Raw genomic sequence first — 25,428 nt, 5'->3', positions numbered from 1 at the left:
GTGAGTGCAAAGGCCTATACCGCGAGCCTGAGCAAGAGCCAGGGGCGGTCCGGTTTCTCGGTGATCTTCCGTCATCCGGTTCGAACGGATGATGCGACCGGCAAGCCGGGCGTTCGAGTCAGACAGGGCCTCGGAACGCGAGACGAATCAGAGGCACGGCGCCTTCTGGCAGACCTCAACGAATTGCTTGCGGAATCGACGTATCACAATGCCGCGGCCCGTGCAGAGGCCGAGCGGCGGTTCGATAAGCGCGTCGTCGAGATCTTCTTCTATAAGCTGATACCGGAGGAGACGGACTTTCGCCTTATCCGCGAGAAGATCATCCGCCTTCCCGACGCCGAGCATGACGGGTACATCCGTGCGCTTCTCCTCGGGACCACTGGCGCCGGCAAGACAACGCTCGCGCGCCAGCTGATCGGTACCGATCCGGAAGCCGAGCGCTTTCCGTCGACCTCCACTGCCAAGACTACCGTCCACGATACGGAGATCATTGTCGCCGATGGGCCATATAGGGCCGCTGTCACCTTTGTTTCCGCCGAGGAAACTCGTGAATACCTTACCGAATGTGCGTCGGCCGCTGCCCTCGCCGCATATGGGAAGGCGCCCGATGCAGAAGTCCTTCGGCGCATGCTCAATCATGTCAACCAGCGTTACCGATTCGGCTATGTCCTTGGTAACGGGCCGTCGTCCACTAAGTCCGACTTCGATGGGATGGAAGATGATGACGAGGAGCTAGAGCTTACCGCAGAACAGGCGTTCGAGGCTGTCGATCTCCACGAAACGAATGAGATACTGGCCAGTTCAGTTTCGCGGCTGAGGCAGATCGCTCAGCGTCATGGTGATGCGTTGCGCCAAGAGTTGGGCGCGACAACCGAAGCTGACGAACGCGTCGTTGACGAGCTATTCGAAGAGGTATTCGACAAGGCAGCGCGCGACGACGAGCAGTTCCACGAGGTCGTAGACGACCTCTTCGACGAAATTGAGAAGCGCTTCGACCTGCTTGATCGCAATCTGGTCAATCGCACGAAGCAAGGGTGGCCGTTGTCGTGGTCTTGGGAGACCAATGATCGCGCCGCGTTCATACGCGCGGTAACTCGATTCTCAAGTAACTATGCGAAGTACTTTGGTCAGTTGCTGACGCCATTGGTCAATGGCGTTCGAGTTGCCGGTCCGTTTATGCCGAGTTGGCGAGAGCGGGGGCCGAGGCCGAAGGTAGCACTGCTAGATGGTGAGGGGCTCGGTCATACGCCCAAGACAACTGGCTCGGTTTCAACGGCGGTTAGCCGTCGCATCGAAGAGGTTGACGCAGTGCTTGTCGTCGACAATGCAATGCAGCCGATGCAGGCCGCGACCGTCGCAGCAATGCGTGAGCTGGTGAGTTCCGGCAATGCCTCAAAGCAAATCCTGATCTTTACGCACTTCGATGAGGTCAAGGGTGACAATTTGCCGTCGCCAAGTGCGAAGGTGCAGCATGTCATGGCATCGGCCGAGAATGTGCTTTCGGCTATCGGCGAGGACCTGGGTCCTCTCGCAGAGCGTGCTCTTCGGAAGCGCATAGACGCCGCGCGTGTCTTCTTGGAGAGCATCGACAAGCCGCTGTCCAAGACAACAAAGGCAGGCACCCGGACTATCAATCAGCTTGAGAAGCTGTTTGAACTCCTTGCGGAAGTCACAAAGTCGATTCCGCGCGGGCCAGCGGTGCCACGGTATGACCGGATGAATCTTGTGCTGGCCGTCAAGTCAGCAGCGGAAAGCTTTCATGCAGCGTGGTTCGCGCGTCTCGGTCTTGAATTCAAGCCGGGTGTTGGCAAGGAGCATTGGACACGCGTGAAAGCGCTGAGTCGGCGGCTCGCCACCGGAATGGCGGATCACTACGATTCTCTCCAGCCCGTGGCTGACCTGCGGAAAGAGTTGCAGGATCGCATGTACGTCTTCCTTCAGAGTCCTCACGAGTGGGGCGGAGACGAGCCTGATGATGATCAGAAACAAGTGATTGTGGATGCGCTGGCGGACAACATCGCACGCCGGGTGCTCGCTCTCGCAAACCGCCGCGTGTGGAAGAACAAAGTTGAAGAGTGGCAGGCTGCTTATAACAAACATGGCAAGGGATCGACCTTTGAGCGTGCGGAGATCATTGGAACGGAGATCTTTGATCCTGCTGCTCCAATTCCAGACCTCACACCGTCGCTTGAGCGCAATCAATTCCTGCGCGACGTCGCGGACATAGTCCAAGCAGCTGCCGACGAGTGCGGGGCTAAGCTGACCTAAGGCTTTGTCGGTGAGGTGATCGATACGCACTGCCGGGTCCCCAGCAGGAGGCGAACTTCTATGGCCGCTGGGGATCAGTGCGGGCGAGACTGTATGTACGGGCGCTATTCGCCCATACCCTAAGGCTTGCGGCCCGTGTGGATCGCCATGATACCCAGAGACAGGCGCTCGAACCGCACGTCGGTGAAGCCGTGGCCGCCGATCTCCTGGGCCAGCGCTTCCGCCGACGGAAACCCGCGAATGCCCTGGAGCAGGTACTTGTAGGCCGACGCGTCGCCGCCGGTCGCCAGCCAGCCCAGCATCGGCATGCACAGCGACATGTAGGCCAGGTAGGCGCGATGCAGCGGCGCCCAGGGGATGTTGGACGCCTCCAGCGCGATCAGCCGCCCGCCGGGCTTCAGCACGCGGAAGGCCTCTTCCAGCGCGCGGTGCCGGTTGCAGATCTTCAGCCCGAGCGAGATCGAGTAGGCATCGACGCTGGCGTCGGCGATCGCCGGCATGCTCTCGGCATCCAGCACGCGCAGCTCGACACGATCATGCTGACCGGCCAGCCGGCGCTGGGCGATCGCCAGCATCTTCTGGCTGATGTCCGAGGCGACGATGCGCCTGTTCTGCGTGGTTTCATGCGACAGGAGCTGCAGGATGATGTGGCCGGTCCCCGTGGCGCCGTCGAGCAGCATGGTCCAGGGCTCGTCGGCGATACGCCGCGCGACGCGCCGCTTCCACAGGCGATGGATGCCCAGGCTGAACAGATCGCACAGCACGTCGTAGCGCGAGGCGATGCGCCCGAAGACGTCGTCGTGCTGGCTGGCGAAGGCGGCGGCGTTGTCCGTGGCGGCTGGGGCGGGCGCGTCCATGCCTCACACGGTGCGGTCGTCGAGGAAGGCCTCCACCGGCTCCAGTGCCTGGCGGCCCCGGCCAGCGTGTGCGCGCGTCGCGAATTGATGCAGCGCGATCTCGTGGGCGTTGAGGCAGGCGAGCTCCCGCTGGTCCTCCAACGGGCCTTCGGCTTCGAGTCTCGCATAGAGCGCCAGGTAGGGCAGCAGGGTCTCGGTCATCGACTGCACGGTCGCGGCGAAGCCGGCGGCGGCGCGCTGCTCGCCGCGCTCGCGGCCGCGCTGCCGCTGCGCCTCGTCCGGGGTCGTGTCGATGCCGTGCCGCTGCATCAGCGGGATCAGCCGCGCGCGCGTCGTCGCCTCCAGGCGCGCCAGCGTCCGCCAGATCTCGATCTCGTCGGGCTTGGTCGCCAGTCCCGCAAGGGTCGTGAAGGTGGCTTCGCCCCGCACCTCGGCCTGGTAGGCGGTCTCGATCTCCTTGAGGTAGGTCGTCCGGTCCATGGTGGTGGCCCCTGATGCCTGCGCGTGCGCCAGCGCATTCTCCATGTTGCCACAAACAGGCTGTCGCATACGGAATTCTCAGGGGATGCCGATGATGGGCAAGGCGAAGTTCAGCGACGTCGTGGTCTGCAAGGAGGAGCGCTTCGCCATCGGCGTCGAGGAAGCGTCCGGCCGGTTGTACGTCGCGATCCCCGTCAGCAACGGGCTGGTCGACTACGAGGAATACTACGAGATCGACGCCGAGGCCTTCGCGCGCTACCGGGACGATCCCGGCTCGGCGCGCGATTTCGTCGAGCGTTGTCGTCAACGCCTCGAGGATCGGCGACTGATCCTCCAGCCCGGTCCCAGGCGCGGCTCGCCGGCCTGAGACGGTCCGTGGATGAAGACAATGCAATAACGCAAGCCTGACACGCTTGCGGTGTGGCCACGCCCATCCTGCAATGGCTGTCATCCCGAGCGTAGCGAGGGATCCAGTCGCAGCCTAGATCCCTCGCTACGCTCGGGATGACAGGGGTGCCTAATGCCGCGCTGCCGTGCTCGCCTTGAGCCACTCGTCCGCCGCGACCCATGCGCCGTGCAGCGTGCAGCCCGCGTCCGCCAGCGGCACGAACGCCTCGGCGATCGCGTCGGCTGTCGGCAGCTGCAGCGGATCCTCGCCGGGGAACGCCTCGGCGCGCATCTTGGTGCGGGTCGGGCCGGGGTTGATCAGGTTGACGCGCACCTTCGTGCTCGCGACCTCGGCGGCGTAGCACAGCACCAGCTGCTCCAGCGCCGCCTTGGTGGCGCAGTAGAGGCTCCAGTAGGGGATGGCGTGCTTCGACGCGCCTGATGTCACGAAGATCGCGCGGCCGGCGGGCGACAGGCGCAGCAGCGGGTCGAGCGAGCGGATCAGGCGGTAATTGGCGGTGACGTTGATCGCCAAGGTGCGCTCGAAGAGCGGCGGGTCGATGTGGCCGACCGGCGAGAGCACGCCCAGCATCGCGGCGTTGCCGACCAGGATGTCGAGGCGGCCGAACTTGGCGTGCAGGGCTTCGCCCAGGCGGTCGATGCCGGCGCCGTCGGCGAGGTCGAGCGGCACCAGCGTGGCCTCGCCGCCCTCGGCCTTGATCGCATCGTCGAGCGCCTCGAGCCCGCCCACGGTGCGGGCGACGGCGACCACATGCGCGCCCTCGCGGGCGAAGGCGCGGGCGACCGCCGCCCCGATGCCGCGCGAGGCGCCGGTGACCAGCGCCAGCCTGCCGGCAAGGCGTTTGCTCATGCCTTCCCCCGGAGGGGGAAGGTGCCCGAAGGGCGGAAGGGGGATGTCGAATACGGACACCGAGTGCGTTGAGGCATCCCCCATCCGGCGCTGCGCGCCACCTTCCCCCTCCGGGGGAAGGTAGAAGAAAGCGCTGTCATTCCGAGCGGAGCGAGGAATCCAGGGCGGCCGACTAGATCCCTCGCTGCGCTCGGGATGACAGATGAGGTATTCACGCCGATTCGGTCAGCAGGGAGAGCTGGCGTTCCTGCGGGCCGTCGCGGTCGTCGAGCGAGATCGGGTAGTCGCCGGTGAAGCAGGCGTCGCAGAAGCGCGGATCGTTGGCGTCGCGGCCGGGCTCGCCGACGGCGCGGTAGAGGCCGTTCATCGAGACGAAGGCCAGCGAATCCACGCCGATGAACTTGGCCATGCCCGGCACGTCGAGCCGCGAGGCGAGCAGCTTGTCGCGCTCGGGCGTGTCGACGCCGTAGTAGCAGGAGTCCGTCGTCGGCGGCGCGGCGATGCGCATATGTACCTCGCGGGCGCCGGCGGCGCGCACCATGGCGACGATCTTCACCGAGGTGGTGCCGCGCACGATCGAATCGTCGACCAGGATGACGCGCTTGCCCTCGATGGTGGCGCGGTTGGCGTTGTGCTTCAGGCGCACGCCGAGATGGCGGATGTGGTCGGCCGGCTCGATGAAGGTGCGCCCGACATAGTGGTTGCGGATGATGCCGAGCTCGAAGGGCAGGCCGGATTGCTGGGCGTAGCCCATGGCCGCCGGCACGCCGGAATCGGGCACCGGCACGACGATGTCGGCCGGCACCGGGCTTTCCTTGGCCAGCTCCATGCCGATGCGCTTGCGCACGTCGTAGACGCCCAGGCCCTCGACCCTGCTGTCGGGGCGCGCGAAGTAGATGTGCTCGAAGATGCAGAAGCGGCGCTTGGCGCGGCCGAAGGGCTTGATCGACTTGATGCCGTCCTTGCCGGCGAAGACGATCTCGCCCGGCTCGACGTCGCGCACGAAGCGCGCGCCGATGATGTCCAGGCCGCAGGTCTCGGAGCTGAGGATCCAGGCGTCGTCGAGCTTGCCCAGCACCAGCGGGCGCACGCCCAGCGGATCGCGCACGCCGATCAGCCCGTCGTTGGTCAGCATGACGAGGGAATAGGCGCCCTTGACCTGGCTGAGCGCGTCGATCAGCCGGTCGATCACGGTCGAGTAGTTGGAGCGCGAGATCAGGTGGTTGATGACCTCGGTGTCCATGGTCGACTGGAACAGGCAGCCGCGGCGCACCAGCTCCTTGCGCAGCAGCCAGGCGTTGGTGAGGTTGCCGTTATGGGCGATCGCCAGGCCGCCGAAGTCGAAATCGGCGAAGATCGGCTGGACGTTGCGCAGCACCGTGTCGCCGGTGGTCGAGTAGCGGTTGTGGCCGATGGCGGCGTAGCCCCTGAGCTTGCGCATCACCTCGGGCTTGTCGAAGACCTCGCCGACCAGGCCGAGATCGCGGTGCTGGTGGAAGTGCTGGCCGTCGTAGCAGACGATGCCGGTGGCTTCCTGGCCGCGATGCTGCAGGGCGTGCAGGCCCAGCGCCGTGTGCGCCGAGGCGTCGCTCGATCCGTAGATCCCGAAAAGGGCGCACTCCTCGCGCAGCTTGTCGTCGTCGAAAGGGTTCGTACTGCGGGGGGGTCCACCCGGCACGATCGATTCTCCGCGCTGCCGCCGGCGTTGTGCCGGCGTTAAGAAGGGTGCGTCCTTATACTCCTATTGCCTCGGGGCGCCACCGGGATTCACCGGGGCGTCGGGCGGCGTTGTCGCAGGATCGGGCGGGGCGGCCGGCGCGGCCGGTGCGGCCGGGTCGGGCGTCTTGGAGGGCGAGATGCGCTGGGCCCGGGTCTTGAAGGATTCCGGCAGCTGCGGCTCGATGATCTCGGCCGCCTCCTTGACCAGCGGGAAGAGCCGGGCTTGGGCGATGATCGGCGGCATCGTCGCCGGCTTGACGATGTAGGTGTAGAGCAGGAAGGCGGTGGCCAGCACGATCAGGCCGCAGACCACGCCGAAGGCCATGCCGATGATCTTGTCGGGCACCCGGATCGAGCTGGCGCGCACCCAGCGGCCGATGGTGCTGGCGACCAGGGTCAGCACGATCAGCAGCACGACGAAGGTGCCCAGCAGGGTGGTGAAATAGGCGATCTGCTCGGAGGCGACGTATTTCTGCACCTCCGGCTGCAGCGAGGGGGTGAAGCGCCAGGCGCCGGTGCCGGCCAGGACCCAGGCGCCGATGAACAGCACGGAATGGATGAAGCCGCTCGACAGCCCCATGGCGCCGGCGAAGATCAAAAGCCCCAGTGCCCCGATATCCACCGGGGTGATTCCTAGCGATTCCATGCCTGATCAGGTCTCGGTTCTACGCAGGTGCCGCCGTGCCTGATGGCCGCCGGGACGAAGTCTTGCCACAAGGTCCGACAGATGGCCGATTTCGTCAACGCGGATGGCCTCGCCCGAGGCGCGGCCTGATGTCGTGGCGGTGCCCGCCTGGGGCGGCAGCAGGGCGCGCTGGAAGCCCAATTTGGCCGCCTCCTTGAGCCTGGCCTCGCGCTGGCCCACGGCGCGCACCTCGCCGCCCAGGCCGATCTCGCCGAACACCACCATGTCGGCCGGCACCGGCTCGTCGGCCAGCGACGACAGGAGCGCGGCGGCGACGGCGAGGTCGGCGGCCGGCTCGTTGATGCGCAGCCCACCGGCGACGTTGAGGTAGACGTCGTTGGGCCCGACCGAGACGCCGCAGCGCGCCTCGAGCACGGCGATCACCATCGCCAGCCGGCCGGAATCCCAGCCGACCACGGCGTGGCGCGGCGTGGCGAAGGACGACGGCGCCACCAGCGCCTGGATCTCGACCAGCAGCGGACGCGTGCCCTCGACGCCGGCGAAGACGCAGGCGCCGCTGACCGCGCCGCGGCGCTCGGCGAGGAACAGGGCGGAGGGATTGGCGACGTCGGTCAGGCCGCGGTCGGACATCTCGAAGACGCCGATCTCGTCGGTCGGGCCGAAGCGGTTCTTGACCGCGCGCAGGATGCGGAACTGATGGCCGCGCTCGCCCTCGAAATACAGCACGGTGTCGACCATGTGCTCGAGCACGCGCGGGCCGGCGATGGCGCCTTCCTTGGTGACGTGGCCGACCAGCAGCACCGACACGCCGCGCCGCTTGGCCAGCTCGATCAGCGCCTGGGCCGAGGAGCGCACCTGGGTCACCGTGCCGGGGCTGGAATCGACGGTGTCGAGATGCATGGTCTGGATCGAATCGATCACCGCCACCTGCGGGCCGTCGCGCGCCTCCAGCGTGGCGACGATGTCGCGCACCGAGGTTGCCGCCGCCAGCAGCACCGGCGCCTCGGCCAGGCCCAGCCGCGCCGCGCGCAGCCGCACCTGGTCCATCGCCTCCTCGCCGGAGAAATAGGCGCAGCTCACGCCGCTCCTGGCCAGCGCCGCCGCCGCCTGCAGCAGCAGGGTCGACTTGCCGATGCCCGGGTCGCCGCCGATCAGCAGCGCCGAGCCGGCGACCAGCCCGCCGCCGCACACCCGGTCGAACTCGCCGATGCCCGTGACGTGCCGCGGCGGCTGCGGCGAGGAGCCGGTGAGCGCGGCGAACTCGATCTTCCGGCCCTTGCCGCCGGCGCGCGCCAGCGGCGAGCCGGCCGCGGCGCCCGACGGCGCCTCCTCGACGATCGAGTTCCACGCCCCGCACGACTCGCACTTGCCCGCCCACTTCGCCGTGACGGCGCCGCAGGACTGGCAGGTGAAGGAGCGGACGGGCTTGGCCATGGTTCAGCCTATCAATTCTCCCTTCCCCCGGAGGGGGAAGGTGGCGCGCGCAGCGCGACGGATGGGGATGCTTCAACGCGCACGGTGTTTGTCTTCGACATCCCCCTTCCGCCCTTCGGCACCTTCCCCCTCCGGGGGAAGGGTTAGCCTTTGCGCACCTGCATCCGGATCGGGCCCTCGGCGCGGCCGTGGATGAACTGGTCGACATGGGCGCTGCCGGAGTTGTCGATGTCGGCCATCGGGCCCTGCCAGATCAGCTTGCCGTCGTAGATCATGGCGACGCGGTCGCCGATCTTGCGCGCGCTCGCCATGTCGTGGGTGATCGAGATGGTCGAGGCGCCGAGCTGCTTGGCGCAGCTGACGATCAGGTCGTTGATCACGTCGGACATGATCGGATCGAGGCCGGTGGTCGGCTCGTCGAAGAAGATGATCTGCGGCTCGCGGGCGATGGCGCGCGCCAGCGCCACGCGCTTCTGCATGCCGCCCGACAGCTCGGCCGGCTTGAGCTCGCCGACGTCGGGCGTCAGCCCGACGGCGCCCAGCTTGGCGAGCGCGATCTGCCGCGCCTCCTCGACCGGGATGTGGTCGCTCTGGATCGGCCCGAAGGCGACGTTCTCCCAGACCTTCAGCGAATCGAACAGCGCGCCGCCCTGGAACAGCATGCCGAACTTGCGCATGACGCGGGCGCGGTCGGCGCGCGAGAGCCCGACCGTCTCCTCGCCGTCGATGCGGATCGAGCCGCCATCGGGCTGCATCAGGCCGAGGATGCATTTGAGCAGCACCGACTTGCCCGAGCCCGAGCCGCCGATCACCACCAGCGACTCGCCGACGCCGACCTCGACGTCGATGCCGTCCAGCACTTTCTTGGGTCCGAAGGATTTGCGCAATCCGCGGATGGCGATGCGGGGGACGGCCATGATCAGCGGGAGAAGAACAGCTCGGTGATGAGGTAGTTGGCGGTCAGGATCAGGATCGAGGCCGAGACCACCGCGTTGGTGGTGGCGGCGCCGACGCCCTGCGCGCCGCCGCGCGAGTGGTAGCCATGGTAGCAGCCCATCAGCGCGATCAGGAAGCCGAACACCGCGGCCTTCACCAGGCCGGATACGACGTCCATCACCTGGAGGAAGTCGAGGGTGTTGCGCAGGTAGCTCTGCTCGTTGAAGTCGAGCTTGTAGACGCCCACGAGATAGCCGCCGAGGATGCCGATGGCGTCGGCCACCAGCACCAGCAGCGGCAGCGTGACGACGGCGGCGATGATGCGCGGCGCGATCAGGTACTTGAAAGGCTCCGTCGACAGCGTCGTGAGCGCGTCGATCTGCTCGGTGACGCGCATGGTGCCGAGCTCGGCGGCCATCGCCGCGCCGACGCGGCCGGCGACCATCAGGCCGGCCAGCACCGGTCCGAGCTCGCGGGTGAGCGACACCACGACGACGTTGGGAATCGCGCTCTCGGCCGCGAACCGGGCGAAGCCGGTGTAGCTCTGCAGCGCCAGCACCATGCCGGTGAAGATCGCGGTAAGCCCGACCACCGGCAGCGAGTAGTAGCCGATCTCCAGCATCTGCCGCAGGATCTGCCGGCGGTAGACCGGCGGCTGGAAGCAGTGCAGCAGGCTGCGCGTGGCGAAGGTCGTCACCGCCCCGGTCAGGCCGAGGAAGGCGAGCGTCATGCGCCCGAGGACCGTGACCAGCGGCACGTTCACGAAGCGGCCCCGCTGTAGAGGCGGTGATAGCGGTCGCCGAGATTGGTGAGGATCTCGTAGCCGTTGGTGCGGGCGCTCGCCGCCACCTCGTCGGGCGGCAGGTTGGGGCCGACCAGCTCGACGAAGGCGCCGGGAACCGCGAGCCCCTCGGGCAGGTCGGTGACATCGATTGTCAGGAGATCCATCGAGACCCGTCCGACGACTTTCGCCTTGTGTCCTTCGACCGCGACTTCACCACGATTGCCCAACGCGCGCATATAGCCGTCGGCGTACCCCGCGGCCACGACGGCGATGCGCGTGGGCCGCCCCGACCGCCAGTCGTGGTTATAACCAACGCCGGCCATGGCATCAATTTGCCGGACCTGGAGGATGCGGGCCATCAGCGCCACGGTCGGCCGCATCGGGTTGTCGGTGTCGGGCGTCGGATTGATGCCGTAGAGCGCCGCGCCCGGGCGCATCAGGTCGAAATGATAGTCGGGCCCGAGGAAGATGCCGGAGGAATTGGCCAGCGAGGCCGGCGCGCCCGGCATGCGCGCGACGAACTGGCGGAAGCGCTCGAGCTGGGCGCGATTGGTCGTGTCGGCCGGCCGCTCCGACGACACGAGGTGGCTCATCAGCAGCGCCAGGCGCAGGCCGCGCAGGCGCATGCGGTCGTTGGCCAGCAGCATCGCCTCGTCGGGATTGAGCCCCAGCCGGTTCATGCCGGTGTCGAGATGGATCACCGCGTCGAGCGGCTGCACGACGCGCTGGGCGCAGGAGCGCCAGGCCGAGACCTGGCCCAGATCGTTGAGCGCCGGCACCAGGCGGTGCTCGACCAGGTCGATGTCGGCGCCGGGCAGCAGGCCGTTGAGCACGCAGATCCAGGCCTCGGGCACGGCGGCGCGCAGCGCGATGCCCTCGTCGACATGGGCGACGAAGAAGAAGCGGCAGCCCTCGGCCCACAGCCGGCGGCCGACCGGCACGGCGCCCAGGCCATAGGCGTCGGCCTTGAGCACGGCGGCGCATTCGACCGGCCTGCCGTGGGCGCGCCCGAGGTCGCGCAGCGTCCGCCAGTTGGCGGCGACGGCGTCGAGATCGACGGTCAGGATCGCCCCGGCGCGGCGGGACTCGGGGGGCAGAATCATCGGAGCGAACGTATGCGGGAAGAGGGGGCGGGGATCAATCCTTCTACCTTCCCCCGGAGGGGGAAGGTGCCCGAAGGGCGGAAGGGGGATGTCGAAGACGAACGCAGGAGTCCGTCTTCGACATACCCCATCCGGCGCTCCGCGCCACCTTCCCCCTCCGGGGGAAGGTAAGCGTTACTTCCGCCCCTCGATCGCCCGTTCCGCCGCGGCGGCGGCCTCGTCGAACTGTTGCTCGAGCCAGGCATTGGCGCCGCGCAGGCCGGCGGCCACCGCGCGCGCCCAGGCGACGTACTCGCGCTGGCGCGACAGCGGCCAGTCGGCCGGCGGGCTGCTCGCCAGGGCGCGCAGGTTGGAGGTCTTGTCGGCGAGCTTGAGCTGCTTGGCGCGCGGCGATTTGTGCGGCGCGTGCAGCGCCTGCAGCCGCTTGCGCTCGGCCTTGGGCAGCGACTTGTCGTCGGTGACCTCGGCCACGAGATCGGCGACGACGACCCCGAAGATCGCCGCGACCTCCTGATGGGTGGCGCCGGTGTCCTCGATCGTGTCGTGCAGCAGGCCGCCGATCACCAGCTCGACGTCGCGGCCGGCGCTGGCGACCGCCAGCATCTCGGCGACCTCGATGACGTGGTTGACGTAGGGCTCGCCGGCCTCGCCCTTGCGCAGCTGGCCGGTGTGCTTCTCGGCGGCGAACGCCGCGGCGCGCGCCAGCCTCTCCACGTCGCTTGCCACCGGCCGCTTCCTCCTATTCCGGCATGCTGCCGTAGCTGTCGTCCGCCGAGAGATTGCCGAACTTGGTGAATTCGCCCTCGAAGCTCAGACGGACGACGCCGGTGGGTCCGTGGCGCTGCTTGGCGACGATCACCTCGGCCTTGCCGTAGGAGTGCTCGCAGCGCTGCTTCCAGGCATCGTGGCGGTCGTTGAAGCGTTCGTCGCTTTCATCCGCACGGCGCGTCGGCTCGGAGCGGGACAGATAGTACTCTTCGCGGAAGACGAACATTACCACGTCGGCGTCCTGCTCGATCGAGCCGGATTCGCGCAGATCGGCGAGCTGCGGCCGCTTGTCCTCGCGCTGCTCGACGGCGCGGCTGAGCTGCGACAGCGCGATGACCGGCACGTCGAGCTCCTTGGCCAAGGTCTTAAGGCCGCGGGTGATCTCGGAGATCTCCTGCACGCGGTTGGTGTCGCGGCCGCGCCCGGCGCCCTGCAGCAGCTGCAGGTAGTCGACGACGATCATGCCCAGCCCGTGCTGGCGCTTCAGGCGGCGCGCGCGGGTACGCAGCGCCTGCACGGTCAGGCCGGGGGTGTCGTCGATGAACAGCGGCACCATCTGCAGCTCGCGGCTGCGCGCCAGCACGCTGTTGAAGTCGTGCTGGTTGAGCTCGCCGCGACGGATCTTCTCGGAGCTCACCGTCGCCTGCTCGGCGAGGATGCGGGTGGCAAGCTGCTCGGCAGACATTTCCAGCGAGAAGAAGCCGATCACCGCGCCGTCGACCGCCTGGGCGCGGCCATCCTCGTCGAACTCCTCGCGATACTGCTTGGCGGCGTGGAAGGCGATGTTGGTGGCCAGCGCCGTCTTGCCCATCGACGGGCGGCCGGCGAGCACGATCAGGTCGGATTTGTGCAGGCCGCCCAGCAGCTGGTCGAGCGCGCCCAACCCGGAGGCGACGCCGGTCAGCCCGCCGTCGCGCTTGTAGGCCGACTCGGCCATCTCGACGGCCTCGGACAGCGCCGAGCCGAAGGGCTTGAAGCCGCCCTCGATCTGGCCGGCCGTGGCGAGGTCGTAGAGCTTCCTCTCGGCCTGCTCGATCTGGCTGGTCGCCGGCTCCTCGACCTCGGGCGCGAAGGCGCCGTTGACCATGGTCTCGCCGACATCGATCAGCTGACGGCGCAGGTAGAGATCGTGAATCTGACGGCCATAGTCGGCGGCGTCGATGATGCTGATGGCCGCCCCGGCGAGGCGAGCGAGGTAGGCCGTGCCGCCGGCCTGCTGCAGTGCCTCCTCGCGCTCGAAGAACGGCTTGAGCGTAACCGGCGTGGCCACCTGGTTGCGCTCGATCAGGCGGGCGGCGGCCTCGAAGATGCGGCCGTGCAGCGGATCGGCGAAGTGCTCGGGACGCAGGAAGTCGGAGACCCTGTTGTAGGCGAGGTTGTTCACCAGCATGGCGCCGAGCAGCGCCTGCTCTGCCTCGAAGTTGTGCGGCGGCTCGCGGAATCGCTGGTCGCCGCTGCCGGGAAGAGGGGTGACGTTCGAGGTCTCAGCCATCAGCCGACCCTAACGATGTCGCGCCGCGCTGGCATCGAGCAAATCCGCGCGCCGCGAATCATCCCGTGCAACACGCGAATAACTGACCGTGGCCGCGGAATGTTCCGGGTTGACTACTCCGCCGCCACCGACATCCGCCCGCGCTCGCCGTCGTGCATGTAGTCGCGCGTCAGCGGCACGGCGTCCGGCTTCCTGGCGAGCTGGAGCTGGAAGACCATCTGGCTCATGCGCCGGAAGCTCATCTCGGCGGCGGCGAGATAGAACTCCCACATGCGGCAGAAGCGGTCGTCATAGCCGGCCATCGCCTTCACCCGGTCGCGGTTGGCCATGAAGCGCTCGCGCCAGTGCCGCAGCGTCTCGGCGTAGTGCAGGCGCAATACCTCGATGTCGGTGACGTAGAGCCCGACATGCTCGATGGCGCGCAGCACCTCCGACAGGGATGGTGTGTAGCCGCCGGGGAAGATGTACTTGCGGATCCACGGGTTCTGCGTGCCCGGCGGACCCATGGTGCCGATCGAGTGCAGCAGCATCACGCCGTCCTCGGCGAGCAGCGACTTCACCTTGGTGAAGAACTCACGGTAATGCGGCGCGCCGACATGCTCGAACATGCCGACCGAGACGATGCGGTCGTAGACGCCGGTCTCCTGCCGGTAGTCGAGCAGCTTGAAGCGCACGCGGTCGGCGAGGCCCGATTCCAGCGCGCGGCGGCTCGAGCTGGCGTGCTGCTCGACCGACAGCGTCACGCCGGTGACGTCGGCGCCGGAATCGCGCGCGATCTGCAGGCCGAGCCCGCCCCAGCCGGAGCCGATATCGAGCACCTTGTGCTCGGGCGCGACCAGCAGCTTGGCGAGGATGTGCGCCTTCTTCGCCGCCTGCGCCTGCTCGAGCGTGTCCTGGGGCGTGCGGAAATAGGCGCAGGAATACTGGCGATCGGCGTCGAGGAATGTGTCGTAGAGCGCACCGTTGAGGTCGTAGTGATGCGCGACGTTGCGTTGGGCGCGGCCGATCGGGTTGTACTGACCGAGCAGGCGCACGACGTACTCGCACGCCTTCTTCACCGACACCAGCGGGTGAGCCTCGAGATCGGCCATGTTGATGCCGAGGAGATCGAGGAAGTCGTAGAGACGGCCGTCGTCGATGGTCAGCGTGCCGTCCATGTATGCCTCGCCGACGCACAGGCGCGGATTGAGCGCCAGCTTGCGGTGAAGCGCGCGATCATGCAGCCGGACCGTCACGTCGGGTCCCGGCGCGGTGCCGCTGATGCGATGGGTCACGCCCCTGGCATCGATCAGCGTCATCGAGCCGGCACGGATCAGCCGCCGCAAACCCTTGGCCAGGAGCATGTCCACCCTCGCTCTGCGGCCCGAACTCTCCTTCGATCGGGCCCGCGATATAGCCGCAGGGAATCTACGAACCAGTTCAAGGCGTTGTAAAGGGGGCCGCACTGACTTGCCTGGGTGGCCGCGGAGGTGAACGCGGCACATAGCGGGCCAGTTCCACTGGCTGTCCGGTGGCCTCGGCCACGAGCGCTGCCGTGGCGCGCTCGATCTCGGCCTCGAGCCTGGCCATGAACGCGTCCTTGTCGGGCCCGGGCGGGATTGGCGGCAGGAACTGGATCGCGGCGCGGCCGGGGCGCTTCCAGAACTGCCAGCGGCTCCACAGCAGGCCGACGCTCAGCGCCACCGGCGTCACCGGCAGGTCGAGGTCTCGCGACAGGTAGTAGATGCCGGTACGATAGCGCTCCTTCTGGCCGATCGGCATCAGATGGCCTTCGGGATAGATCGCGATCACGCGGCCGTTCTCGAAGGCGCGCCGGCAGAAATGCGCGAGGTTGCGCCGTTCGCGCTCGCCGCCGCAGGTGTCGACGCGCACCATCTGCAGGCGATAGAGGATCGGCCCGATCAGCGGCCAGGAGAACAGCTCCTTCATCGCCACGAAGGCGATGTCCTTCACCAGCGCGGCGAGCAGAATGCCGTCGCACTCGCTCTGGTGCTTGCTGGCGATCAGGGCCGGTCCCTTGGCCGGCAGATGCTCGCGGCCGCGCACGTCGATCTTCATGCCGCCGAACACGCGCATGCCCCAGACCACCGCCCGCGCCCAATGCAGCATGATGAAGCGCAGCGGGTCGCGCGCCGGCAAGACCAGCAGCATGGTGCAGGCCAGCGCCGCGCCGATCGTCAGCGACCAGTAGTAGGCATTGAAGGCGATCGCCCGAAGCCACCGCATGATCATCTCCCGCGTCGGAAACGACGCTGGCAATGATTATATTGAACATCGTTCAAAATGGCAAGCCCTCGATCCGAGAATCCAGATGCGGAGGCCGCGGGCTTCTCGGCATACTAGGGCTTGTGTCCGCTGACCAGATCCGCCCCACGATCCCGCCGCGACCTTCCACCCTGCTGGTGGTAACCATCGTCCTTGCCTGCGCCGCCACTTCGCTCGTGGCCGGCAACCTGCAGGGCGTGTTCGACGGCAAGCTGATCGACACCGACTCCTACGCCCGGGTGAGCCGCATCGAGGCCATGGTGGAGGCCGGCCGCGCGCTGCACCACACGCCGCGCGACAACAGCGGGCTGAACATCGGGCTGCACTGGACGCATCTGCTCGACGGCCTGATCCTGCTGCTGTCGTTGCCGCTGCGTCTGTTCTTGCCGCTGGGCGAATCTCTGCGCCTAGCCGGCGCGGCGGTCGGGCCGGTGAGCACCGTGCTGGTCGCGCTGGCCACCTTCCAGGCGGTGCGGCTGGCGGCGGGCAGCGGACGGCACGCGATCACTGCGGCGGTGCTGGCCGCGATGGCGCCCGGCATCGTCGCCTATGGCGCGTTCGGCCGCGCCGATCACCACGTCATGCTGTCGGCCATCGCGGTGATCATGCCGGCGCTGGCCTATGCTGCCGGCATCGGAGGGCGTGGCATGATGCCGGCGATCGCCGCCGGTGCGCTGGGCGGCCTGGGCGAATGGATGAGCCCCGAGGCGCTGCCCTTCCTGCTGTTCGCCTGGGGTATTGCAGCGCTGCGCGACGTCGAGGCCGAGCGACGCGTCGGGCCGCGGGCGTTGGCGCTGGCGGCCGGGCATCTTGCCGTCCTGCTGCTGGCGCTGCTGGTCGACCCGCCGGCGAATGGCCGCCTGGCGCTGGAGGTCGATCGGCTCTCGCTGCCCTATGTCGAGCTGGGCGCGGGAATGCTCGTCATCCCGCTGATCCTGCGCAGCTTCGTGCCGACCGTCGCCTCGCCCTGGCTGGCGTCCATCATCGCGGGCGCGATCCTCGCGGTGCCGCTCATCGCCTGGGTCGTGCACTACCCCGGGGTCCTGAAGGGCGCGGGCGGCATCTTCTCGGCCGAGGCGATCGAGCGCGTCTGGCAATACGTCGCCGAGATGCGGCCGATCAGCTCACTGGAGAATCTCGCGCTGATGATCGCGCTGCCGGCGCTGGTGCTGGCGGCGTCGACGGGCACGCTGCTGTGGCGCACGCGCACGCCGATGGCGCTGCTGCTGACCGCCTTCGCTGCCTTCCTGCTCTATATCGGCTTCAAGCACGTGCGCTTCGCCATGTACCCGCAGCTGGCGTCGGTCGTGGCCCTGGGCGTGACGATCGAGATCCTCACGCGCCGCGAAGAGTCGCGGGCCTCGCGCCTGGCCCTGGTCGCCGCGTGGCTCGGGCTGCTGGTCGGACCCTATGTCCTGTCGTCGGCGTTTCCCGCCGACAATAGCACGGAGCGTCGAGCCGGCTCCTGCGATCCGCGGCCGCTGAGCCAGGAACTCGAGCCGCTGACCGGCGAAATCGTGCTGACGCCGTTCAGCGACGCGCCGGAGATCCTCTATTTCACGCGCGCGATCATGGTCGCGGGACCCTATCACCGCGCCGAGCGGTTGATCATGCGAAGCATGGACGCCTTCGACGAGACACGTTTCGCGGGCACGTCGGTGCCGGCCAGCTTCGCCGCGACCAAGGCCAGGGCGGTACTGGTTTGCACGAAGAATCGGGCCAAGGAAGGCACGCTCTGGGCGGCCCTCAAGGAAGGACGGCCGCCCGACTGGCTGATCGAACGGCCACTGGATCCCAAATCGGGGTATCGGCTCTACGTGGTGCGCTGACGTTGTTGGTCCGCGCCGCAGGAGCCGCGCGGACTGAACACCAAGTCACTCCGCCGGCGCCATCCGTGTCGGCACCAGGCGGCCGGAGTCGAGCGCCAGCGAGCGGTCCTCGCCTGCCTCGTGGTACTCGGCGTCCTGGTTGACCTGCCAGACGTCCCATTTGCGGTGGCCGGCGAGGATGTTCTCCGCCGCCAGCAGCGCCGTCATCATGGCGTGGTCCTGGTTGTTGTACTTGTGCATGCCGTTGCGGCCGACGAGATGCAGGCCGGGCATGTCGCGCTCGACCCAGGCGCGAACGGTCTGGACGTTGTCCTGGTAGTGGTCGTCGTAGACCGGGTAGGCCTTGGGCTGGCGGATGACGTGGCCGTCGACCATGTCCTCGTTGGCCGCCAGGCCCAGCTGCACCAGTTCCCGGCGCGCCAGCGCGACGAGGTCCTCGTCCTTCGCCACCCACAGATCATCGCCCTCGAAGCAGAAATACTCGAGGCCGTAGCAGTTGAGCGTCGGGTCGGGCACCAGGTCGGGCGACCACGACTTGAAGTTCTGGATGCGGCCGACCTTCACGCCGGGCTCGTGGATGTAGATCCAGTTGTCGTCGAAGCGGCCCTTGTCCTTGACGACCAGTGCCACCGTGATGAAGTCGCGATAGCGCAGGGCGCGCGCGGCCGTCAGCACCTCGGCCGGCGGCGCCGGCTGCAGGTACCCGGCGAGATCGGCGATGGCGGCGCTCGACACGACGTTGTCGGCGTCATAGCGATGGCGGGCACCCGACGCATCCTGCGTCGTCACCGTCCAGCGGCCGGTGGCCGCATCGCGTGACAGGCCGACCACGTCGTGGCCGCGATGCACATGGTTGCCGCGGCGCTCGACATGGGCGGCGGCCGCCTCCCACATCTGGCCCGGCCCGAGGCGGGGATAGCGGAAGCTGTCGATCAGCGTCTTGATCGTGGCCTCCTTCGATTTCGGCTTCCTGGGGAACAGCGCGTTCATCACCGCGGTGCCCAGCGACAGGCCCTTGATGCGCTGCGCCGCCCAGTCGGCGGAGATCTCCGTGCACTTCATGCCCCACACCTTCTCGGTGTAGGTCTTGAAGAAGATGCCGAACAGGCGCCGGCCGAACTGGTTGGTGACCCAGTCCTGGAAGCTCTTGGGTTGCGCGATCGGCGTCAGCCTGGCCTTGCCGTAGGAGACCATGCACAGCATCGACTCGACGATGCCTAGCTTCATCAGTGCGTCGAACGCCTTCAGGGGATAATCGAACAGCTTGCGCTGATAGAAGATGCGCGACTTGCGCGGACGGTCGACGAACTGGTCGCCGAGAATCTCGTCCCACAGCGCCTCGACCTCGCGCGACTTCGAGAAGAAGCGGTGGCCGCCAATGTCGAAGCGAAAGCCCTTGTAGCTCTCGGTCCGCGAGATGCCGCCGACGTTGACGGGGTCGCGCTCCAGCACGGTCACCGGCGCGCCCGCCTTGGACAGGTGGTAGGCGGCGGTGAGGCCGGCCGGGCCGGCGCCGATGCAGATGGTCGAGGGCTTGCGGGCGGTCATCGAGCGGGGGTCTCTCAGTATCAGAAGAGGCGCAGCAGCCGGGTACGCAGGCCGACGTTGAAGGAGAACGCGCTGTGCGCGGCGAAGGAATAGAAGGTCACCAGGCCGGTCGCCATGACATGGGCGATGAAGCCCGTCTCCAGCGCGATGCCGGCGATGCGCAGCGGCGAGGCGAGGCCGGTCCAGCCGGCCAGCGCGACCAGGCTGTGGGCGATCAGCGCAGTGAGCGCCACGCCGCCGACGGCGACGACGACGAAAGTGCGCAGCTGGGCACCCGCCGAGCGGCCCTGGAAGCGGAAGTTGAAGGCATAGTTCAGGCCGAAATTCACCAGCAGGCCGCTGGCCGCGCCGATGGCGACGGCCAGCCAGTAAGGCACCACCTCGGTGATCGCCGGCACCGAGTACAGGCTCTTGCCGACGCCGATGTTGACCAGGGCCGCGAGTCCGCCGAACACGATGAAGGTTGCGAATCGACGCGACACGAACAATGCGATGGACGCCCGGACCAGGCCCGCAAGACGATCCCCGAGAGAGGCTGCAGCAGGGCGGCGATCGGAGCGGAGCGTGCTGGAGGACACCACCGTTTCGACGGGGGCAAGCGACATGGAAATCGAACCCGGACTATGAATTTCTAATAGTTTCAAATTGGTATGTAACAAACTTGAACTCCTATAGCAAGAAGTTCACAGGTTCCTTCCGGCAGCGGTAATGTAGAGAAGTCGGCCGTAGCCGGGCGGCCAATCCGGTCCGAATCAGATGGATTGCGCCAGGCGCACGAAGTCGCCGACCGCCAGTTCCTCCGCCCGCGACGTGGGCGACAGGCCGAGCTGGTTCAGCACGACTTCGGGGTCGCCGGTCACGCCCTTGAGGCTGCTGCGCAACATCTTGCGACGCTGGCCGAAAGCGGCGGCGGTCACCGCCTCGAGCCGGGAGAGGTCGCCGGCAGCCTGCGGTCGCGGCACCAGGCGCACGACGCTGGAGACGACCTTGGGCGGCGGCACGAACGCCGAGGCGGCGATGTCGAACAGCGGCGTGACTTCGCAGACATGCTGCGCCAGGACGGACAGGCGCCCATAGGCCTTGGATCTCGGGCGGGCGGCCAGGCGCTCGACCACCTCCTTCTGGAACATCAGGGTGAAGGACTCGAAGGCCTGGGCCTGCCGCAGCCAGCCGATCAGCAGGGGGGTGGCGACGTTGTAGGGCAGGTTGGCGACGATGCGCCGGGGCGGCACGCCCAGGCTCGCGAGATCGGTCTCCAGCGCGTCCGCCTCGCGCACCTTCAGGCGATCAGGGAAGGCGGCCGCCAGATCGGCGAGCGCGGCGACGGCGCGCCGGTCGCGTTCGACGGCTACCACCCGTGCCGCGCCGGCGCGCAGCAAGGAGCGCGTCAGGCCGCCCGGCCCGGGCCCGACCTCGATGACAGTGCCCGATGACAGATCGCCGGCGGCACGGGCGATGCGGTCGGTGAGGTTGCCGTCGAGCAGGAAGTGCTGGCCCAGGGCCTTTCGCGCCGCCAGCTCGTGGCGGGCGATCACCTCGCGCAGCGGCGGCAGGGCCGCCCATGGATCGTCAGGCACGGCGGCGGCGGGCCATGTCGGCGGCCATGTCGAGCGCCGCCAGGAAGCTGGTCGGATCGGCGCGGCCGGTGCCGGCGATGTCCAGCGCCGTGCCATGGTCGGGCGAGGTACGGATGAAGGGCAGGCCCAGCGTGACGTTGACGCCACCCGAGAAGTCGATGGTCTTGATCGGGATCAGCGCCTGGTCGTGATACATGCACAGCGCCACGTCGTAGGTCGCGCGCGCCGCGGCGTGGAACATGGTGTCGGGCGGCAGCGGGCCGCGCGCGTCGACGCCCTCGGCGCGCAGGCGCTCGACGGCGGGCTTCACGATGCGCAGATCCTCGTCGCCCATGGTGCCGTCCTCGCCGGCGTGCGGGTTGAGCCCGGCGACGGCGACGCGCGGTGACGGCAGCGCCAGATCGCGCCGCAGGCCGGCGACCGCGACCCGCCCCGCCTCTACGATCAGGTCGGTGCTCAGCAGGTCCAGCGCGCGGCGCAGCGAGACATGGATCGTCACCGGCACGACGCGCAGCTCGCTGCAGGCCAGCATCATCACCACCGACGCCGGCCTGCCGGCGCTGCCGCCCAGCTCGGCGAGGTACTCGGTGTGGCCGGGATGGCGGAAGCCGCCGTCCTGCAGCACCTTCTTCTGCACCGGATTGGTCACCATCGCCGACACCGCGCCGTCGCGCGCGAAGCCGGCGGCGCGGGTGATGCTGTCGATCGCCGCCGGCGCGTTGCGCGCATCGGGACGGCCGGGCTCGGCCGGCACGCCAAGGGGCTGCGGCAGCACGGGCAGGGCGCCGCCGAAGAGCGAAGCGGCCTCGGCCGGCGCCGCGATCGGCGCGATCGGGACGTCGAGACCCAGAATCCGCGCCGTGGCGCCGAGGCGATGCGGATCGTCGATGGCGAAGAACGGCGTGGCCCCGGGCGTCGCGCGCCGCGCGCGCCAGGCCTTGAGCGTCAACTCGCCGCCGATGCCCGCCGGCTCGCCCATGGTGACGGCGACGGGAGCGGTCGCGGCCATCGTCTATCCGCGGATCTCGATGATCGCGGCGCGCCTGAGATCCCGCATGTAGCGGCGCGCGGCGGCCTCGAGCTTGCCGGTGAGGATCTGCTGCTGGATGGCGTCGCGGCTGGGCAGGCCGCCATCGCCTTCCTTGCTGCACACCACGAGGATCTGGATCGCGCCCTGGATGGCGAAGGGACCCATGGCTCGGCCGACCGGCGTCGTGGCGATCTGCTGCGCCACGTTGGCCGGCAGGTCGCCGACGCGAAGCTTGTCGACGTTGCTGGCGGTGGCGCCGCGCGTGCGCGCCGCGGCGGAGCGCAGATCGGCACACTTGGTGACCTGGGCCATGATCTTCTGCGCCTCGGCCGTGCCGCGGGCGATCTCGTCCTGGCTGGCGTTGGGCGGCAGCGGCAGCAGGAGCTGCGCGACGTTGACCCGGACCTCGGCCGGATTGTTGCTGCCGGCGGCGCCGAAGGTGCGCCGGTCGACCAGCGCCAGGATGTGCCAGCCGGCGGCCGAGCGCACCGGCTGCTCGGTGACGCGGCCGGGCTGCAGCCGGGCGATGGCGGCCTCGAGGACGGGATCGAACTGGCCCGGCAGCACCCAGCCGAGATCGCCGCCATTGGCCGCCGAGGCGCTCTGCGAGAATTGCTGGGCCATCACCGAGAACGGCGTGCCGACGCGGATCTGCTCGAGGATGCGCTGGGCGTTGCGCAGGACCTCGTCGGCCTGGTCGGGCCGGTCGACGGCGAGGAAGATCTCGGCGACGCGGTTCTCCGACTTGCCGACATTGCGCCGGATCTGGTTCAGCGCCTCGTCGATCTCGGCGTCGGTGACGTCGATCTGCCCGCGCACCCTGCGGCGCACCAGCTTGCCCCAGGCGAGGCCGGCCTCGATCTGGCTGGTCAGCACCGACATGCCGATGCCCGAGCCGCGCAGGGCCTGCTCGATGCCGCCGGGCGCCATGCGGTTGGCCTGCTCGAGCTGCTGGACGCGTTCGCGGATCTCGCTCGGGGTCACCTTGATCTGCGCGCGCTGCGCCTCGTCGAGCTGGATCCGCTCGTCGATCATCTGGCGCAGCACCTGGCGCTGCACCTGGGCGCGGTTGGTCGGCGAGTCGGCGATGCGCGAGGACACCATGGTAAGCTTGACGCGCTGTTCCAGCTCGTACTGGGTGATGCCCTGCGAGTTGACGTTGGCGATGATGCGATAGGAGTCCTGGGCGGGAACCGCCGCCGGCAGGGCGGCAAGCCCGACCATCACGGCAAGAGTCGGCAGCAGTCTCGACAAGCGCACCATGGACCTCGATCGTCGGTGTTCGTTGTGTGGGGGTTCCGTCCCTGCGGGCACTATACCGGCTGGCGGCGCGGCCCGCCACGCCGCGCGGCGGCGCGGGCGTCGTCCGGTGGGCAGCCCTTTACCCGGCCGCGCGGCGCATGCCAAGGTGCGCCGCATTCCACCATCGCCGTCGTTCGGGGAGCATCATGCAGATCGCCTTCGTTGAGTCCGCGCCGTCGTCACCCGGCGGGCTTGCCGTCTTCGCCATACCCGAGCGCAAGCTGCTGCCGCAGGCCGCGGCGACCGACAGGGCCGCCGGCGGCACCATCGCCGCGGCCATGGGCGCCGGTCGTTTCACCGGCAAACAGGGCCAGATCATGGCGCTGCTGGCGCCCCGCGGCGTCTCGGCCACGCGCGTCGCCGTCGCCGGGCTGGGCGAGGCCAAGGACCTGCGGCCGCGCACCGTCGAGGGCGTCGGCGGCGCGTTGCTGGCCGACGCCAACGGTGCCGCGCAGAAGAAGCTCACCCTGCTGGTCGACGCGCCGGCGGGCTCGAAGCTGAAGATCGAGGAGATCGCCGCACGCCTGGCGATGGGCGCTTTGCTGCGCTCCTATCGCTTCGACAAGTACCGCACCAAGGAGAAGCCCGAGGCCAAGCCCACCGTATTGGGCGTCACCGTGGTGACCAGGAATGCCGCGGCGGCGCGCAGGCTGTTCGCCGGCCTCAAGGCGGTGGCCGACGGCGTCTTCCTGACCCGCGACCTGGTGAGCGAGCCGCCCAACGTGCTCTATCCCGCGAGCTTCGCGCAGCGCTGCCGCCAGCTGAGCAAACTCGGCGTCAAGGTCGAGGTGCTGGGCGAGGCGGCGATGCGCAAGCTTGGCATGGGCTCGCTGCTGGGCGTCGGCCAGGGCAGCGAACGCGAGTCGCAGATGGTGGTGATGCGCTGGGACGGCGGGCGCCGGGGCGACAAGCCGCTCGCCATCATCGGCAAGGGCGTGTGCTTCGACACCGGCGGCATCTCGATCAAGCCGGCCGGCGGCATGGAGGACATGAAGTGGGACATGGGCGGCGCCGGCGCCGTCACCGGCGCGATGATGGCGCTGGCCGGGCGCAAGGCCAAGGCCAACGTCGTCGGCCTGATCGGCCTGGTCGAGAACATGCCCGACGGCAACGCGCAGCGGCCGGGCGACGTGGTGACCTCGATGTCGGGCCAGACCATCGAGGTGATCAACACCGACGCCGAGGGCCGCCTCGTGCTGTGCGACGTGATGACCTATGCACAGAAGAAGTTCGCGCCGACGGCGATGATCGAGTTCTCGACCTTGACCGGCGCGATCATCATCGCGCTGGGTCACGAGCGCGCCGGGCTGTTCTGCAACAACACCGAGCTCAGCAACAAGCTGCGCGACGCCGGCGCCAAGGTCGGCGAGAAGCTGTGGCGCATGCCGCTGGGCGACGCCTACGACAAGCTGCTGACCTCCGACATCGCCGACATGCGCAATGTCGGCGGCGGCCGCGACGCCGGCTCGATCAGCGCCGCGCAGTTCCTCAAGCGCTTCGTCGAGAACGACCGGCCTTGGGCGCATATCGACATCGCCGGCACGGCGTGGTCGGGCAAGGGCGACGACACTACGCCCAAGGGCGCCACCGCCTTCGGCGTGCGCCTGGTCGACCAGTACGTCGCCGACGCTCTGGAGAGCTGATCGCTGAGCGACATCCGCTTCTATCACCTCACGCGCGGCGGCATCGAGGAAGTGCTGCCGCGCCTGCTCGAACGCACGTTGCAGGCGGGCAAGCGCGCGGTTGTGCTGCTGGGCTCGGCCGAGCGCGTCGAGGCGCTCAACGCCCATCTGTGGACCTACGATCAGGCCAGCTTCCTGGCGCATGGCGCGGCGCGAGACGGCAACGCCGAGCGCCAGCCAATCTGGCTCACCCATGTCGAGGAAAATCCCAACGCCGCGCAGTTCCTGTTCGTCGCCGACGGCGCGCGCGCGGCGCGGCCGCAGGAATGGGAGCGCGTGTCGGAGATCTTCGACGGCCGCGACGACGCCGTGGTCGCCGACGCGCGCGAGCGCTGGCGCGGCTACAAGGAGGCCGGCCACACGCTCGAATACTGGCAGCAGGGCGAGCGCGGCGGCTGGGAGAAGAAGGCGTAGGCGGATTCGGGCACGTTGTGGACGTGCCCGAACGAG

General features: G+C 68.4%; 23 protein-coding genes. 5 read left to right on the top strand and 18 right to left on the bottom strand.

What is annotated here, in order from left to right; all coding sequences use genetic code 11:
- Positions 1-2,268 (top strand): hypothetical protein, encoded by a 2,268-nt coding sequence (locus KF889_12890; protein ID MBX3500337.1) that lies wholly within the window; start codon positions 1-3, stop codon positions 2,266-2,268.
- A 119-nt stretch (positions 2,269-2,387) separates the two neighbouring features.
- Here KF889_12890 and KF889_12885 read toward each other — a convergent pair whose 3' ends face one another.
- Together KF889_12885 and KF889_12880 are read right to left on the bottom strand one after the other, a co-directional pair.
- Entirely contained in the window at positions 2,388-3,125 is a 738-nt protein-coding gene (locus KF889_12885; GenBank protein MBX3500336.1) for a ubiquinone/menaquinone biosynthesis methyltransferase, read from the bottom strand.
- 3 nt (positions 3,126-3,128) lie between these two features.
- Positions 3,129-3,674 (bottom strand): hypothetical protein, encoded by a 546-nt coding sequence (locus KF889_12880; GenBank protein ID MBX3500335.1) that lies wholly within the window; start codon positions 3,672-3,674, stop codon positions 3,129-3,131.
- Positions 3,675-3,699: 25 nt separating this feature from the next.
- Between KF889_12880 and KF889_12875 the strand changes: the two genes are divergently transcribed.
- Positions 3,700-3,972, top strand: coding sequence for a hypothetical protein (locus KF889_12875; protein ID MBX3500334.1), 273 nt, complete (start codon positions 3,700-3,702; stop codon positions 3,970-3,972).
- Positions 3,973-4,122: 150 nt separating this feature from the next.
- Here the strand turns inward: KF889_12875 and KF889_12870 are convergent, their stop codons facing one another.
- The 11 genes from KF889_12870 to KF889_12820 form a co-directional block, all read right to left on the bottom strand.
- Positions 4,123-4,863: an SDR family NAD(P)-dependent oxidoreductase gene (locus KF889_12870; GenBank protein MBX3500333.1), complete on the bottom strand. Its 741-nt coding sequence runs from the start codon at positions 4,861-4,863 to the stop codon at positions 4,123-4,125.
- A 211-nt stretch (positions 4,864-5,074) separates the two neighbouring features.
- Positions 5,075-6,541 carry an amidophosphoribosyltransferase gene (locus tag KF889_12865; protein MBX3500332.1) on the bottom strand — a complete coding sequence of 489 codons (1,467 nt, stop codon included), beginning with the start codon at positions 6,539-6,541 and terminating at the stop codon, positions 5,075-5,077.
- A 63-nt stretch (positions 6,542-6,604) separates the two neighbouring features.
- Complete coding sequence (locus tag KF889_12860) at positions 6,605-7,204, bottom strand: CvpA family protein (protein MBX3500331.1); 600 nt, start codon at positions 7,202-7,204, stop codon at positions 6,605-6,607.
- A gap of 30 nt (positions 7,205-7,234) precedes the next feature.
- Positions 7,235-8,662 carry a DNA repair protein RadA gene (gene radA / locus KF889_12855; protein ID MBX3500330.1) on the bottom strand — a complete coding sequence of 476 codons (1,428 nt, stop codon included), beginning with the start codon at positions 8,660-8,662 and terminating at the stop codon, positions 7,235-7,237.
- Between the two features lie 143 nt (positions 8,663-8,805).
- Entirely contained in the window at positions 8,806-9,582 is a 777-nt protein-coding gene (locus tag KF889_12850) for an ATP-binding cassette domain-containing protein (protein ID MBX3500329.1), read from the bottom strand.
- Positions 9,582-10,328 (bottom strand): ABC transporter permease, encoded by a 747-nt coding sequence (locus KF889_12845; GenBank protein MBX3500328.1) that lies wholly within the window; start codon positions 10,326-10,328, stop codon positions 9,582-9,584. Before KF889_12845 ends, KF889_12850 begins: the two co-directional genes overlap by 1 nt.
- A gap of 29 nt (positions 10,329-10,357) precedes the next feature.
- The gene (alr, locus tag KF889_12840) at positions 10,358-11,485 is read right to left on the bottom strand and encodes an alanine racemase (GenBank protein ID MBX3500327.1); all 1,128 of its coding nucleotides are present in this window, start codon (positions 11,483-11,485) and stop codon (positions 10,358-10,360) included.
- A gap of 174 nt (positions 11,486-11,659) precedes the next feature.
- Positions 11,660-12,199 (bottom strand): HD domain-containing protein, encoded by a 540-nt coding sequence (locus tag KF889_12835; protein MBX3500326.1) that lies wholly within the window; start codon positions 12,197-12,199, stop codon positions 11,660-11,662.
- 25 nt (positions 12,200-12,224) lie between these two features.
- A complete protein-coding gene (locus KF889_12830; GenBank protein ID MBX3500325.1) occupies positions 12,225-13,745 on the bottom strand; it encodes a replicative DNA helicase in 1,521 nt (506 codons plus the stop codon).
- Between the two features lie 113 nt (positions 13,746-13,858).
- Positions 13,859-15,088: a class I SAM-dependent methyltransferase gene (locus KF889_12825; GenBank protein ID MBX3500324.1), complete on the bottom strand. Its 1,230-nt coding sequence runs from the start codon at positions 15,086-15,088 to the stop codon at positions 13,859-13,861.
- A gap of 76 nt (positions 15,089-15,164) precedes the next feature.
- The gene (locus KF889_12820; protein MBX3500323.1) at positions 15,165-15,971 is read right to left on the bottom strand and encodes a 1-acyl-sn-glycerol-3-phosphate acyltransferase; all 807 of its coding nucleotides are present in this window, start codon (positions 15,969-15,971) and stop codon (positions 15,165-15,167) included.
- A 122-nt stretch (positions 15,972-16,093) separates the two neighbouring features.
- Here KF889_12820 and KF889_12815 point away from each other — a divergent pair, with 122 nt between their 5' ends.
- Entirely contained in the window at positions 16,094-17,839 is a 1,746-nt protein-coding gene (locus tag KF889_12815; GenBank protein ID MBX3500322.1) for a hypothetical protein, read from the top strand.
- A 45-nt stretch (positions 17,840-17,884) separates the two neighbouring features.
- On the opposite strand, the gene KF889_12810 is transcribed toward KF889_12815, so the two are convergent.
- From KF889_12810 to KF889_12790, 5 genes are all read right to left on the bottom strand, one after another.
- Complete coding sequence (locus KF889_12810) at positions 17,885-19,387, bottom strand: NAD(P)/FAD-dependent oxidoreductase (protein MBX3500321.1); 1,503 nt, start codon at positions 19,385-19,387, stop codon at positions 17,885-17,887.
- Positions 19,388-19,407: 20 nt separating this feature from the next.
- Positions 19,408-19,869, bottom strand: coding sequence for a GtrA family protein (locus KF889_12805; protein MBX3500320.1), 462 nt, complete (start codon positions 19,867-19,869; stop codon positions 19,408-19,410).
- A 270-nt stretch (positions 19,870-20,139) separates the two neighbouring features.
- A complete protein-coding gene (gene rsmA, locus KF889_12800) occupies positions 20,140-21,060 on the bottom strand; it encodes a 16S rRNA (adenine(1518)-N(6)/adenine(1519)-N(6))-dimethyltransferase RsmA (GenBank protein ID MBX3500319.1) in 921 nt (306 codons plus the stop codon).
- Positions 20,957-21,973: a 4-hydroxythreonine-4-phosphate dehydrogenase PdxA gene (pdxA, locus tag KF889_12795; protein ID MBX3500318.1), complete on the bottom strand. Its 1,017-nt coding sequence runs from the start codon at positions 21,971-21,973 to the stop codon at positions 20,957-20,959. The genes rsmA and pdxA overlap by 104 nt, the downstream gene beginning before the upstream one ends.
- 3 nt (positions 21,974-21,976) lie before the next feature.
- Entirely contained in the window at positions 21,977-23,257 is a 1,281-nt protein-coding gene (locus KF889_12790; GenBank protein MBX3500317.1) for a peptidylprolyl isomerase, read from the bottom strand.
- A gap of 185 nt (positions 23,258-23,442) precedes the next feature.
- Here KF889_12790 and KF889_12785 point away from each other — a divergent pair, with 185 nt between their 5' ends.
- Entirely contained in the window at positions 23,443-24,939 is a 1,497-nt protein-coding gene (locus KF889_12785; GenBank protein ID MBX3500316.1) for a leucyl aminopeptidase, read from the top strand.
- 3 nt (positions 24,940-24,942) lie between these two features.
- Positions 24,943-25,392 carry a DNA polymerase III subunit chi gene (locus KF889_12780; GenBank protein ID MBX3500315.1) on the top strand — a complete coding sequence of 150 codons (450 nt, stop codon included), beginning with the start codon at positions 24,943-24,945 and terminating at the stop codon, positions 25,390-25,392.
- Positions 25,393-25,428 lie beyond the last annotated feature (36 nt).

Source organism: Alphaproteobacteria bacterium (assembly GCA_019635875.1).
In the GTDB taxonomy this organism is placed as follows: domain Bacteria; phylum Pseudomonadota; class Alphaproteobacteria; order Reyranellales; family Reyranellaceae; genus JAFAZJ01.
The sequence above is the reverse complement of the archived record's forward strand: the minus strand, read 5'-3'. Positions and strand labels throughout refer to the sequence as shown.